The sequence below is a fragment of the Caldalkalibacillus mannanilyticus JCM 10596 genome (assembly GCF_000615945.1).
GTDB lineage: Bacteria > Bacillota > Bacilli > Caldalkalibacillales > JCM-10596 > Bacillus_AT > Bacillus_AT mannanilyticus.
On record NZ_BAMO01000065.1, the window covers coordinates 1 to 13,244 of the forward strand.

Consider the following 13,244-nt stretch of genomic DNA (forward strand, 5'->3'; position numbering starts at 1 on the left):
AAAAGTTGGAGAGTATGTCAGTGTGACATACTCTCCAACTTTTTTTATTATTATTTAGCCTAAGGGAAAATGTAGATAGAAAAGAAAAACAGATAAAATCATATGTTCTCACGCAGTCTTATGGTACAATATGTATGCAATAGAATCGGTTCTCAAGGGTGGTTGGTTCATCTCCTAGAAAGGAGGTGACGCCATAGAAGTGAAGGATGCTTTAGTTTTGATGCTTATGTTCGGTATGCTCATCCTTCCTTAACTTTCCTACTTAAAAAAGAAGTAGACCTCCCTTGAGCCTGGAAGCTTCGGAGGTCTTACATCGTCACAAATCCTATTATTGATCGCTTTGAGGCAATCCATAGACCGTAGATGCTAACAACATCTTCGGTCTTTATAAGTTTATGCAGAATATATATTTATAAACCCACTTTACAACACGATTTATAATATGAAAAGGAAGTATTAGTTCCTTAACGGAATAAATGGGTTAATTGTGACAAGCAGACTGCAAAAATAAAATAAATGTCCTGGAGGAAGTCTCTAATGGAATTTAGTATAGAAATTATCTTATTATTGCTGGTGGTGGCGATCGTTGCAGGCTGGGTTGATACCATTGCAGGCGGCGGTGGCTTACTAACCATACCAGCCATGTTGTTGGCGGGGCTCCCTCCAGCAACGGCTCTCGCAACGAATAAGCTGCAAGGAAGTAGTGGGACTTTGGTTGCTACATTGTATTTTTTGAAAAAGGGAGCTATTGATCGTCGAACCATTACAATGTCTGTTATCATGACTTTTGTAGGAGCTGTGCTCGGTGGATGGCTGCTTCTGCAAATTGATGCTGAAAACCTGATTATGATTTTACCTTTTCTCCTCATAGTGATAGGACTTTATTTTTTGTTTTCACCTAAGGTAGAAAATAAAGACCGACAAGCTAGAATGAAATTATCGGTTTTCGCCTTGACTGTTGCTCCGCTTCTTGGTTTCTATGATGGATTTTTTGGTCCTGGCACTGGGAGTATCATGGCATTGTCCTTTATCGCTTTATGTGGCTTTGGAGCTCCTAAAGCGACCGCCCATGCAAAAGTGTTGAATTTTATTAGTAATATCGCTGCTCTTCTTTACTTTGTATTCTTCGGACACATTGCTTGGTTCATTGGTATAGTTATGATGCTGGGTCAAATTCTAGGTGCATTTATTGGTGCGAAGATGGTCTTAGAAAAAGGGGCCTCTTTAATAAGACCTATTGTTATTACCGTATGTTTTATCATGGCATTGCAAATTATGTGGAAGAATTTCTTCTAACGTTAATCCAAGGAGAAGAAAATGAACAATAATGTCCAGAATATCCTGAATGAACTTCACATAAGGGAGATCCTACATAGTAACAGGCTAAAAGTAAAAAGGATGAGTGGAACAACAGATGGTTGTGTGTATGTATTATCAGATGATCAGAATACATATGTCTTGAAACAAGATCATCATGAACAATTAAGCTGCGTTGCCCAATTTTTACGAACCTATCATGATATCGATATATTACCAGATGTATTATTTTTTGATTCTGAGAGGAGTTATCTTGTTTACTCCTATATGAAAGGAACCACCCATGGTCATCGTGGATTGAAGAAGAGCTGGCTTGTGAATTTGGTTAGAGAATTATTAAATCAGTATGTTGTATATGACCAAAATGATTTTTGGGGAGGATTAGAGTCGCCACAAAAATCATGGCATGAGTTCAATATTACTAATGTAGATGAAAAAAGGAGTAGTGTTGAGGGGATTCTATTAGATAGTGACTACCATCTAGTTAGAAAGTTAATAGATAAACTATTTAGTCATACTGGAAAACAAGATAGATATTTCTTGCATGGGGATAATGGGGTTCATAACTTTGTTTTTGATCAGAATGCTCTCGTGGGAGTTATTGATCCATTCCCTATGGTTGGTCCTGTTATATATGATTTCATCTATGCGTTTTGCTCTTCTTCTGATGATTTGAATATGGAAACGTTATTAGAGGGGTATAAATTTCTGCGGCATAATCAAATAGATCAAACGAGGCTTATTGAGGAAGTGGTCGTACAATTGTATTGTCGAATTGCAATTTGCACGAAGAATCACCCCGATGATCTACCGGAGTATTTACTAGCATGGAATTATTGGAAAGAACTTTTGCAATCTACTCATTAAACAGAAAGAAGAAGGGGTACTTTTATGAAAAAGAAATATTTTGTAGACTTTGATTTCTCTAATTTTTGGGATGAGGGAGAGTATGCACGTCAAAATTATATTGAAGAAGCTCCTTCAGATGAATTGATTCAATCTATTGAGAAAGAGCTAGGCTACAAGTTGCCAGCTGCTTATATAGAACTGATGAAATTACATAATGGTGGTATTCCACTTAAAACATGTTATCCAACGCAAAGCCCAACTTCATGGTCAGAGGATCATGTAGCAATATCAGGGATTATGGGTATTGGGAGAAAGAAAACTTATTCATTATGTGGTGAATTGGGTAGTCAATTCATGCTTGATGAATGGGGATATCCTGCTATTGGAGTCGTGATTTGCGATTGCCCATCTGCTGGACATGATGTCATTATGCTTGATTATCGTAAATGCGGTAGAGATGGGGAACCAGAAGTGGTTCATGTGGATCAGGAATTAGATTATAAAATTACATTTGTAGCGAAGGACTTTGAAACCTTCATAAAGGGCTTAGTAGATGATTCAGTATTTATCTAAAAGTATTTAGTATTAGGCATGTGAAATAAAGTTACACACATTATAGGAATAAAAGGAGATATCAGGATGTCTTTTTTCTTTTCAATAAAGGATAAAAAGAAATGATTGGATTATTATTTTTGTTTTATGTGTTGGTACTTAGTATTATTCTTTCACTATTAATAGTTCCTATAAACTATGTTGTATTAAAAACCGTTACCAAAAATCCTACTTATTACGTTTTTGATGCAATATTTATTATTTTGACACTTGTTATTTTTCAATACTACCGTTTTAATCTCTCATATATACCGAATATGGTAATCTATTCTAAATTAGACCATATTCTATTTGTTATTTTAATAAGTGTATCTGCATCATTAGCTTTATTTAACTGGATAAAATATTTTTTTCGAAATAATATACTATTTAGGAACGATAACTGGGTTGGTGTATTTTTGGGTTTGGCAGCATTATGGATAGTAACCTTTATGCTGCTCTTGCTAAAACCGCTATTTTCATGAGTTACATTTATAGTTTGTCATAAACAATGTTATTGCCTTGCAAAAGGACTGTTTCAAGTAGAAAGGTGGATGGGAGGAAATGTTCTCAAATAAAAGAACATATCAACTATTAATTGCGCTTGTTGGAATCCTATTCTTTATATATAATTTCACGTTAAAAAGTAAGGTAAGTATTGAAACAGATACATACATCATTTTTCCTGTAACGTTAGTTTTACTTGCTATTTTCGCCTATTTGTATGTTAAGGTTGACAAGGAAGGTTAATGAAAACAAAGCCCTATGTAGCTCATTCTAGAAATCTTGATGGGAGATGCCTTTCAAGGTTTCTTTTTTTTGCCCCTATCTAATCCTTTCACTACAACCAAAGATAGACATTGATGATCAAAAAAGGCTAAAATTAAAAAGTTGCAGTAAAAAAGTAGAGGTAGACTACCGAAATAATAGGTATATATGCATGCAGATTGATAGTCTTATTTACCTATGTTTATTTTTTTTTTGGTAGATATGGGTCATCTTAGAGAGGGGAATCACGGTTTAATGAAAAGAATAGCAAAAAGTTTCGTCATCAGTGTAGCGCTTCTGGTGTTTCTTTGGCAGCAAGTAGGAATGGAGGCGTTGGCTCAAAACAAGCGGATTGTCAATCCGAAGCAAGTCTACACCTATGAAATGATGACGAAGGACATCGAGAGATTAGCACAGCAATATCCTGATTTAATAGAGGTCAAATCCATAGGACAAACTCCCTATGGTAGAGAGATTTGGGCGGTCAAGCTAGGGAATGGAACACCTAATGTTTTTTTTAACGGCTCTCATCATGCAAGGGAGTGGTTAACCACCAATCTTCTGATGGATATGCTGGATCAGTATGCACAAGCGTATAAAAACAAACAAGAAATCAGTGGATATAATGTTCAGAGTATTTTAGATCATGGTTCGATTTGGTTTGTGCCTATGGTTAATCCAGATGGAGTGACCTTACAGCAATCAGGGTTAAAAGCCTTTCCCAAAGAAGATCATAAGAAGCTCATCGCGATGAATAATGGAGGGTCTAATTTTGCCAGATGGAAGGCAAACGCTCAAGGAGTGGATCTGAATAGACAGTATCCTGCGGGTTGGGATACGATTAGAAATAATGTAGATAAACCACATTATATGAATCATAAAGGCTCCTCTGCTTTATCTACTAGAAGCAAAAGCCTTGGCAGATTTCACATATGAAATTGATACTGAAATGACATTTTCCTACCATTCTTCTGGTCGAATTATTTTTTGGCATTATTTCAATAAACCTGAACATATCGAACGAGATAAAAAGTTAGCAGAGCAGCTTGCTAGGTTAACGGGTTATCAGCTAATAAAACCTTCTTCTGCTCCATCAGGAGGGGGATATAAGGATTGGTTTATTAAAGAGTTTGGCAGACCGGGCTTTACGCCAGAGATCGCTCCATATGTAGGGGAAACGAATCCACCTCTTAGCATTTATGATGAGGAGTGGAGAAGAAACCGCTTAGTAGGACTGCATATGGCGAAGGAAGGCTACGAATTATGGTATACAAGAATGATGAAAACGAGTCGAGTTGAGGTTGAGTTAAATGGTGAGAAACAATCGTTTAGGCAGCCAGCTGTGACGTTGAATGGGCGAACCGTTGTGCCACTTCGGGATATTTTCACAGCTTTAGGAGCAGATGTAGTCTGGGATGGTACGACTCGAACGGTGATAGCAACAAAAGGACAGGCGAAAATTCAAATTCAAGTCGGAGTGAAGAAAGCTATATTAATGGGACGGAAGTGATCTTAGATCAACCTGCCACTTTGCTCCAAGGAACAACAATGGTGCCTCTTCGTGTTGTAAGTGAGGCTCTTGGAGCACATATTCTATGGAATAACAGTGCGAAAACGGTTCATATTACGCTCATTGAGGCTCAGCCTGAACCAGAGAGTACGGAAGGTACAGAAACTCCAGAGAATCTAGAAGAACCAGAAAGCCCAAAAACCTTTGAACCAGGGGAAGTACAGCAAGAGGAATCTGACCAAAAGGATTCCTCTGCAACGAAAGGAGCTTCGACTTCTACTCATCCATAACAATTCGTTCTGGGTGGGTGTAGATGTTACAGGTTTTGTTTCTAATAAAACCGACGACGGTAATATTTAATTCATCTGCAATAGAGAGAGCCAGCTCTGTAGGGGCTGATTTGGATAGAATAAGCCCTATGCCGATCTTAGCTACTTTGAGTAGAATTTCAGAGGAAACTCTTCCGCTGAAAACAATGAGTTTATCTCGAATGGGAACCCGCTGGATCAGGCAATAGCCATATAATTTATCTAAAGCGTTATGACGCCCAATATCTGTTCTTGCTGTTAGCAGAGTATCTTTGTCGCAGAGTCCGGCATTGTGAACGCCGCCTGTCAGCTTGAAGATCTGACTCTGTTCCTCCATGGAAGCCATTAAACGAAGGCATGTCTGTGGAGGAATTGTCATGTGAGAACGAATGTTTTTGGCTGTATGAACGTCGTTGTGAAAGTAGAAGGCCTGTCTGCTTTTTCCACAGCAGGAGCCGATAAACCGTTTGGAGTGAAAGTCCATGCTTCGCTTCGGCAGGCGATGTAGCTCAACATAAGCAAAACCTCTTGAATCATCAATAGAAAGTGATTTAATATCAGAGTAGACGAGGATCATTCCTTCAGAAGCTAAGAAGCCTACCACAAGTTCATCAAGATGGGTTGGCGTACAGACAATGGTCGCAAATTCATCGCCATTTAACATAATGGTAAGGGGATATTCTGTTACAATATTTTCTTCTAGCTCTATCAGAGATTCTCCATCATACTTAATAATAGAACGTTTTTCTGACATGATCTCTTTCATCCATAGACCACTCCTTTTAAGTTCTAACCGCTGTACTATACTAAATCTCCGCAGGCTCGTCAAGAGAGAGGAGATCAAGGGGGAAAGAAGATGGGTAAAACCAAACATACTGGACCAATGCAATTAAATAAGAAATGGAAGCCCTCGCTGTGGGCAGGATTCATGCCCATGGGACTTGGCAAGGTCAAGCCACATCACATACGAGATACATTTAAAGCCGTTTATGAGAATAGAGATCGTCTGCCGTATGCTTATCGGATTTTGACACAGGGCGTTTGTGATGGCTGTGCCTTGGGGGTTTCAGGATTATATGATCAGACGTTAACAGGTCCTCATTTATGTACGACTCGATTAAATGTTTTACGGTTAAATACCATGCCAGCCATTCCTGCTAAGTATTTTGAAGATGTAGAAGCGTTAAAAAAGTTAGATAGTACAGAACTAAGGAAACTGGGGAGGATTCCCTATCCTCTTTCTCGTAAACCAGGTGAAAACAAGTTTACTAGACTTTCCTGGAATGAAGCCTTAGATCGCATAGCTGATAAGATGAAAAAGATAGACCCAAAACAGATGGCTTTTTATCTGACTGCTCGCGGGATTACCAATGAAGTGTACTATACCGCCGCGAAAGTGGCTCGTTTCTTAGGGACCAATAATATTGATAATGCCTCCCGTATTTGTCATTCCCCTAGTAAGACAGCGCTGAAAAGATCATTAGGTATTGGAGCGGCAAGCTGTAACTATAAGGATTGGATCGGGACAGATGTCTTAGTCTTCTGGGCTCAGTCGCAGCGAATAATCAACCTGTGTCGACAAAATATATGTATGCAGCTAAAAAAGCAGGAACAAAGATTATTATGATCAATCCCTACCGAGAACCAGCCATGGAAAATTATTGGATTCCGTCCATTACTGAAAGCGCTCTATTTGGTACGAAAATCGTTGATGATGTGTATCAAGTGAACATAGGTGGGGATATTGCTTTTATGAATGGAGTGATGAAGCATTGGTTTGAGATGGAGGAGGAGTCTCCAGGCTCCGCCATCGACTTGTCCTTTGTGCAAAAGCACACCAATGGTTTCGAGGAATTACGGGAACATATCCAAAAGCAGGAGTGGAACATGCTGGAGCAATCAGCAGGCTTATCGCGGGAAAGAATGATCGAATTTGCTCAATTATTGGCTGGTGCTTCGTCGGGTATTTTCATCTGGAGCATGGGGCTTACTCAGCATCGTTTTGCTACAGATAATATTTCCCAAGTGGCTAATTTAGCTCTGCTTAGAGGATTTTTAGGACGAGAGCATTGTGGAGTGATGCCGATTCGTGGGCATAGCGGTGTTCAAGGCTCTGGTGAGATGGGAGCAGACCCTTTTGTTCTTCCGGGAGGAGATTTTGAACCGAAAAACAAGGCGCGTATTGAAAAGCTATGGGGCTTTCCAGTACCGGATTGGCAGGGAGATTCGATCGGTGTCACCCTTGAAAATACGATGGTGTCTGAGGAACATGAACGGAAGCTTAAGCTCTTTTATACAAGTGGAGGGAACTTTCTCGAAACCATGCCCAACCCAGATTTTGTCCGCACCTGTTTAGAAGAGGTCGAGCTAAGAGTTCATCAAGACATTATCTTAAATACCTCTTCCTTATTAGAGGCAAAAGAGGAAGTGATTCTTCTTCCAGCGATGACACGCTATGAACAGCCAGGTGGAGGCACTTCGACGAGTACAGAGAGAATGGTTTATTTCAGTCCTGAAATCGCTGGACCTCGAATAGAGGAGGCGCGTTCGGAATGGGAAATCTATATTGATTTGGCTGCTCGTGTCTTTCCTGAGAAGAAGCATCTCATACATTTTCAAAGTGCACAGGAAATCAGGGATGAGATTGCGCAGATGAATCCAAATTATGAAGGGATCCAACACTTGAAAAACCGAGGCGATGTCTTTCAATGGGGAGGAGCTTGGTTATGCGAAGGTGGGGAGTGTCCTACGCCAGATGGGAAAGGGAACCTGATTCCAATTGAGATTCCAGAATGTAGACGGACAGAGGGACAGTTTTATGTAACCTCTCGAAGAGGAAAGCAATTTAATTCGATGATTTATAGTGCTACCGACCCCTTTAATGCTGCCAAACGATATGATGTCTTATTAAATGAAGAGGATGCTCGTTCGTTAGATATTAGAAATGGAGAAGCGATTGTTGTCTATAATCAGTATGGAACCTTTCAAGGAAGAGCAAGATTTGCCGAAGTAAGAGCGGGGAATTTGGAGGTCTATTGGCCAGAAGGGAACTGCCTGTTGCCGAAAGGAGTCTATGAAGAGCATGCCAAAATTCCAGAGTTTAATACGCTCGTGATCGTGGAGAAAGCGGACACCTTTCATGCTCAAAAGGATCAAAAATATGTGGAGAAAAGAATCGAGGATCTAGAAACCACTGTTGAATAGAAGTAAGAATATAGAAACTAAATAATAAACAGAATAATCACAAGAATAAAAACCACACACTAAAAAATACATGACTCTTAGGAGTGATGTATTTTTTTATAGATCTAAGAAAATATAAAAAAAGCAGAACACTAGACATTCTGTACTAATATAAAAAATTATAAATAATACTTGTTATATAACAAATTCTAGTGTACAATAGCTTTAAATTAAAAATTCTGAAAAAACAAAAGTGAAATCTCAAGGAAAGGGAGAGAAGAACATGGTACAACCAAGGATGGAAATTCCACGTAAAATATGTCAGTGCTGTAAGAATGAAATGGTGGAGCTATTTGATTCTTATACTGAGCAATGTCCAGAGTGTAATACAGATAAGAAGCAGTTGTTAGTCAATAGTACTGGAGTGTGGGTGTGGAAATAGGGACTGAAATATGGAATTGATCATAGGGAAGAGGAAAAAAGACCTGTTCAATGCGAGGGAGCAAATGAACAGGTCTTTCATTATGTTTAATTACTCCAATTTTTCTCCACGGTTCCTGGACCATCAGCAGGAGTGGTGAAGGAATGGTTGTTTCCACTCTCCCAGACCACATTGCCTTGAGAGTCTTTCTTAATGTATTTGAATTGAATGGTTTGTCCTGCAGGAACAGAGAGATCCATGTACCAAGAAGGATACTTGAAGACGACTTGGTTGTAGAATGGTCCCACTGCTTTTGCTGGATCCCAGCTTCCTAATTCAGGAACACTTCCTACAATATAGACACCTTGACCCAAATTTGTTTGGGCGTTATGGACAATGAAACGAACAGACACTTGTTTTGTTAAGACTTCAAAGTTTTTGTACTCATTGCTTTTTACTCCGTTAGAACGAGTGACCGAAACATGATATTTTCCAGTTGCGATGTTAGGAACTCTTACTTTGATCTGTTTATCATTCCAGCTTAGAATAGGAGCGGCTGTTGTCCCGAAACGAACGGTTCCATTAGACGTTCCGAATCCTACTCCATCAATGGTTACAGTTTGACCTGCTCTACCCATCATCGTACCTACATGTCCGATGAGTGGAGTGGAAGAAGAGGCTTGCGTGTAATGCCAGACAGCTACTTCACCTGCTTTTAGGGTAAACGCCTGAGTAGAGCCGCTGGAATTCACCGTTAAGCTTTGTCCGTTAAGCAATCCACTTAAAGCATCTTGATAGGTTCCGCTTGGAAGGGAAGTTACAAAACTTGAAATATTGGCTGCTTGAGATAGGTTCTTATTAATGGCTACCACTGCAACGTTATTACCAAATTTACGCTCGTAAATATAAACATCTGGACTAATCCAACGCTCCTGAGTTGTACCATAAGCAAGAGCAGGATTTGCTTTTCTAAGTGGAGCCAAGGCTTGAATAATTTGATATGCACGCGTATTGGTATTGAACGAAGTCATCATTTGACGATTTGCTGGATCTCCATTCCCCGTCATATATTGCTCTGTTCCATAATAAATGGTAGGGACACCTCTAGAGGTCAAGAGAACAGCTAATGCCATATCTGTATTTCGAGTATTTCCATTCACCTTGGTAAAACGATCCATGTCATGGTTATCAATGAACGTGACTTGATCATTGACTTGCTCATAGGCGCTTTCAGTGCGTTGGATCATATTATGGAAGCCAACCCAGTTGTCTGTACCGTCACGTAATACTTGAATCATTTTTTGACCATATTCAAAATCTAACAGACTCATTCCACTTTCATTAGCGAAAGCATAATTCGCTGGATCAATTTCATTTTTTCCTAAGAACCATTCTCCGAAAGTGAAGACAGGACGATGATTGTAGATGGTATCCATAAAGGTTTTTTGCCAGCCGAATGGCATATGCTTCACTGCGTCCATGCGGATTCCATCGATTCCTTTATCTAGCCAGAGTTTAATTGCATCTCTTAGGTATTTATCTACTTGAGGATTCTGAAGATTTAGATCAGCAAGATCATAGAGGTTCCGATAGATTCCATCCTCTATAGAAGAGAAATCGGTTCCGCCATAATGCTGAAAGAGATTTTTATGATCATTGGTGTAACCACCTAGAAGCGTGCCATTGTCGTAAAGCTTCCCATTCTCCATATAGCTAGGTTCATCTGAAGAAGCAGGAGAAGTGTGATTAGGAGCAAAATCGATAATGACCTTTAACCCATGAGCATGAGCTACTTGAATCAATCTGTCAAAATCATTCATATTACCAAAGAACGGATTCGGCTTCTTGAAATCCCTTGCCCAATAACCATGATAGGATGTGGAGCCATCCTTATCGTTCATGACAGCAAATACATTCTCTACTGGCTGGGAAATCCAGAGTGCTGTAACTCCCATATTAGTTAGGTATCCATCTTGAATCTTATTGATGATGCCTTGCCAATCTCCTCCACAATATTTTTTGAAATTGCTGCAATTTGCACTAAATAGGTTACCGGTGGGATTATTACTCGGATTTCCATCATGAAAACGGTCCGTGACAATCTGATAAATCACATCGGCTGAATAGTTGACGGAGTTATTTACATCCGTCCCCTGTACTTGAGCCGCAGGTAAAAAGACTCCAAGGACTAAGACTAGTGACAAAAAGAGTGACATCCATAAAGAGTGACGACGCTTGATCATACTTTTTTAAAACCTCCTCAAGAGTTTATTTGGCGAGAAATGCAAACGGTTTCGCAAAGAATAAAAAACAACCCCATGTAATGTGAAAATTACACGGGGTTGTTGCTAAAGCAATGCATTGCCCTTATATTTTTTTTGAAAGCGTTCGCAGGACTCATCTATACTATATAAAATTTTCTAATCAATCGTCCAGTAAAAAAAAGGAAAAAGAGTAGTATTTTTTGCTTATTTTGTATTGTGAAAAGCGGACTATCTATTACTGTTCAAGACGGATCGCATAGTTTGGTTTGATTAGAACTTCAACTCTGCGATTTTTAGCTCGTCCTTCAGCAGATTGGTTTGTAGCGACAGGACGGTATTCACCATACCCTGTTGCACTAAAGCGATGAGGCTCCAGCTTCGAATTTTGAAGTAAAATTTTCATGAAATTCAAGGAGCGTACCGAGCTTAAATCCCAGTTATCTCGGAATTGGCTTGTACTAATAGGACGATTATCTGTATGCCCCCCGATTTCTACATGACGAGGCGGGTCGGTATAGAGGAGCTGCGATATTTCATGGGCTAGCTGCCTAGCTTCTGATTTAATGACAGCACTTCCTGAATCAAATAGGGCATTATCTAAGATCGTGATTAAAAGTCCTCTTTCGGTTAATTCTGTTTTTAAGCTAAGAGCTAGATTTTTGTCTGAAATGTAGTGATCGATTTTTTGCTTCAATTCTTGCAGGTCGTTCAGTTCTTTCAGCATCATTGTTTCATCAAATTCATTTTCTTTCTCTTTCTCTTTTGAGTCGACATCATTTTCTCCTTCGGCAGGATCAACACTCTTATCGCCCACAGGTGGAAGAGAAGTCTGAGTTGGATCTAGTGATTGAACGGGGCTGGGGTAATCGAGAACCCCTGACCCACTCTTGAAGGCTGTATTTAATGAATAAGCAAGGGCTTCAAACTTCTTGGCATCAACTGAGCTAGAAGCAAATAATACGATAAACAAAGCTAATAATAAGGTTAATAAATCAGCGTAAGGAATGAGCCATGTCTCATCAACGTGTTCCTCATGATGGTGTTTTTTCTTAGCCATTTACTTCTTCACCCTCTTGTGCAGGTGTATCTAGCTCAAGCGTACGTTCCTTCGAAGGAATATAAGTGAGAAGCTTATCTTCAATCACTCTTGCTGATACTCCTTCCTGAATGGCTAGAACCCCTTCAATGATAAGATGCTTAATCTGCTGCTCTTTTTTTGATTTTCTTTTCAATTTATTGGCGAATGGATGCCAGAGTACGTATCCAGAAAAGATACCTAATAAGGTAGCGACGAAGGCAGCAGCAATCGCAGCTCCTAAAGCATCAATGTCTGACATGTTTCCTAAAGCGGCAATTAGTCCAATTACGGCACCAAGAACCCCAAGTGTAGGTGCATAGGTCCCTGCTTGTGTGAAGATTAACGCAGAGGCTAAGTGGCGTTCTTCCATTGCAGCTACTTCTTCTTCCATCATAGAGCGAACCATCTCAGGTGGTTGTCCGTCAATTACCATTTTCATTCCATGCTTTAAGAAAGGCTCTTCTACTTCATCTACTTTTGATTCAAGTGCTAAGAGTCCTTCTTTACGAGCAATTCCGGCCCACTCAGTAAATAGAGGGATAAGGGATCTTTCAGATGGTAGGGATTGTTCATTGAAAATGATCTTTAGTAAGGTTGGAAACTTCTTAATTTCACTCATGGGAAAAGCAATAAAAAGGGATGCTGCTGTACCCACGAAAATAATTAAGATGGCGGCTAAATTTAACAGAGCGGCAGGGCTAGCTCCTTTGGCTGCCATTCCTACAACAACGGCAATAAGTCCTAAAAAGATTCCAATAATCGATGCTTTATCCATAGTGCTTCATCCTCACTCCATATCAAGATTAAAGTTTCATTGTTTTTCGTAGTGTTTATCTTTTTTATCGGCTCGAATTGGATAATGTTTAACGATCCAGGAATCAAACCTAGAATATAGATCTTTCCAGTAAATGAATCCAAAACAAGAAGGAAATTAAAAATATTAATTAAATTTATT

At 39.4% G+C, this 13,244-nt stretch carries 10 protein-coding genes and 2 pseudogenes; 8 read left to right on the forward strand and 4 right to left on the reverse strand.

The features are described from left to right. Positions 1-193 precede the first annotated feature (193 nt). The 6 genes and pseudogenes from JCM10596_RS31575 to JCM10596_RS30640 all read left to right on the forward strand — a co-directional run bounded on the left by JCM10596_RS31575 (position 194) and on the right by JCM10596_RS30640 (position 5,325). The gene (locus JCM10596_RS31575) at positions 194-253 is read left to right on the forward strand and encodes a putative holin-like toxin (RefSeq protein ID WP_369345688.1); all 60 of its coding nucleotides are present in this window, start codon (positions 194-196) and stop codon (positions 251-253) included. A gap of 284 nt (positions 254-537) precedes the next feature. Next, positions 538-1,296 carry a TSUP family transporter gene (locus tag JCM10596_RS21885; protein WP_025028936.1) on the forward strand — a complete coding sequence of 253 codons (759 nt, stop codon included), beginning with the start codon at positions 538-540 and terminating at the stop codon, positions 1,294-1,296. Between the two features lie 21 nt (positions 1,297-1,317). Next, a complete protein-coding gene (locus JCM10596_RS21890; RefSeq protein WP_025028937.1) occupies positions 1,318-2,184 on the forward strand; it encodes a phosphotransferase in 867 nt (288 codons plus the stop codon). 24 nt (positions 2,185-2,208) lie between these two features. After that, the gene (locus JCM10596_RS21895) at positions 2,209-2,739 is read left to right on the forward strand and encodes an SMI1/KNR4 family protein (RefSeq protein ID WP_025028938.1); all 531 of its coding nucleotides are present in this window, start codon (positions 2,209-2,211) and stop codon (positions 2,737-2,739) included. A 1,041-nt stretch (positions 2,740-3,780) separates the two neighbouring features. Further along, entirely contained in the window at positions 3,781-4,461 is a 681-nt protein-coding gene (locus JCM10596_RS27015) for a M14 family zinc carboxypeptidase (protein ID WP_051541417.1), read from the forward strand. Between the two features lie 343 nt (positions 4,462-4,804). Further along, a pseudogene (locus JCM10596_RS30640) lies at positions 4,805-5,325 on the forward strand (copper amine oxidase N-terminal domain-containing protein). Here JCM10596_RS30640 and fdhD read toward each other — a convergent pair. Next, positions 5,312-6,109, reverse strand: a complete 798-nt coding sequence (gene fdhD / locus JCM10596_RS21920) for a formate dehydrogenase accessory sulfurtransferase FdhD (protein ID WP_025028942.1) — start codon at positions 6,107-6,109, stop codon at positions 5,312-5,314. The pseudogene JCM10596_RS30640 and the gene fdhD overlap by 14 nt on opposite strands. A gap of 90 nt (positions 6,110-6,199) precedes the next feature. On the opposite strand from fdhD, the pseudogene JCM10596_RS27025 reads away from it, so the two are divergent. Together JCM10596_RS27025 and JCM10596_RS29665 are read left to right on the forward strand one after the other, a co-directional pair. After that, positions 6,200-8,547 (forward strand): annotated as a pseudogene (locus JCM10596_RS27025) (FdhF/YdeP family oxidoreductase). Positions 8,548-8,809: 262 nt separating this feature from the next. Further along, on the forward strand, positions 8,810-8,968 hold the full coding sequence (locus JCM10596_RS29665; RefSeq protein WP_159102387.1) for a hypothetical protein: 159 nt from the start codon (positions 8,810-8,812) through the stop codon (positions 8,966-8,968). 86 nt (positions 8,969-9,054) lie between these two features. On the opposite strand, the gene JCM10596_RS21935 is transcribed toward JCM10596_RS29665, so the two are convergent. The 3 genes from JCM10596_RS21935 to motA all read right to left on the reverse strand — a co-directional run bounded on the left by JCM10596_RS21935 (position 9,055) and on the right by motA (position 13,064). Continuing rightward, positions 9,055-11,190, reverse strand: a complete 2,136-nt coding sequence (locus tag JCM10596_RS21935; RefSeq protein WP_234410610.1) for an alpha-amylase family glycosyl hydrolase — start codon at positions 11,188-11,190, stop codon at positions 9,055-9,057. A gap of 256 nt (positions 11,191-11,446) precedes the next feature. After that, positions 11,447-12,268, reverse strand: a complete 822-nt coding sequence (gene motB / locus JCM10596_RS21940) for a flagellar motor protein MotB (RefSeq protein WP_025028944.1) — start codon at positions 12,266-12,268, stop codon at positions 11,447-11,449. After that, complete coding sequence (motA, locus tag JCM10596_RS21945) at positions 12,261-13,064, reverse strand: flagellar motor stator protein MotA (protein ID WP_025028945.1); 804 nt, start codon at positions 13,062-13,064, stop codon at positions 12,261-12,263. The genes motB and motA overlap by 8 nt, the downstream gene beginning before the upstream one ends. Positions 13,065-13,244 lie beyond the last annotated feature (180 nt).

Bases quoted from the DNA above. Each gene is read 5' to 3' on its own strand.
- JCM10596_RS21885 (WP_025028936.1), top strand. From the start codon at position 538: ATGGAATTTAGTATAGAAATTATCTTATTATTGCTGGTGGTGGCGATC.
- JCM10596_RS21890 (WP_025028937.1), top strand. From the start codon at position 1,318: ATGAACAATAATGTCCAGAATATCCTGAATGAACTTCACATAAGGGAG.
- JCM10596_RS21895 (WP_025028938.1), top strand. From the start codon at position 2,209: ATGAAAAAGAAATATTTTGTAGACTTTGATTTCTCTAATTTTTGGGAT.
- JCM10596_RS27015 (WP_051541417.1), top strand. From the start codon at position 3,781: ATGAAAAGAATAGCAAAAAGTTTCGTCATCAGTGTAGCGCTTCTGGTG.
- fdhD (WP_025028942.1), bottom strand. From the start codon at position 6,109: ATGAAAGAGATCATGTCAGAAAAACGTTCTATTATTAAGTATGATGGA.
- JCM10596_RS29665 (WP_159102387.1), top strand. From the start codon at position 8,810: ATGGTACAACCAAGGATGGAAATTCCACGTAAAATATGTCAGTGCTGT.
- JCM10596_RS21935 (WP_234410610.1), bottom strand. From the start codon at position 11,190: ATGATCAAGCGTCGTCACTCTTTATGGATGTCACTCTTTTTGTCACTA.
- motB (WP_025028944.1), bottom strand. From the start codon at position 12,268: ATGGCTAAGAAAAAACACCATCATGAGGAACACGTTGATGAGACATGG.
- motA (WP_025028945.1), bottom strand. From the start codon at position 13,064: ATGGATAAAGCATCGATTATTGGAATCTTTTTAGGACTTATTGCCGTT.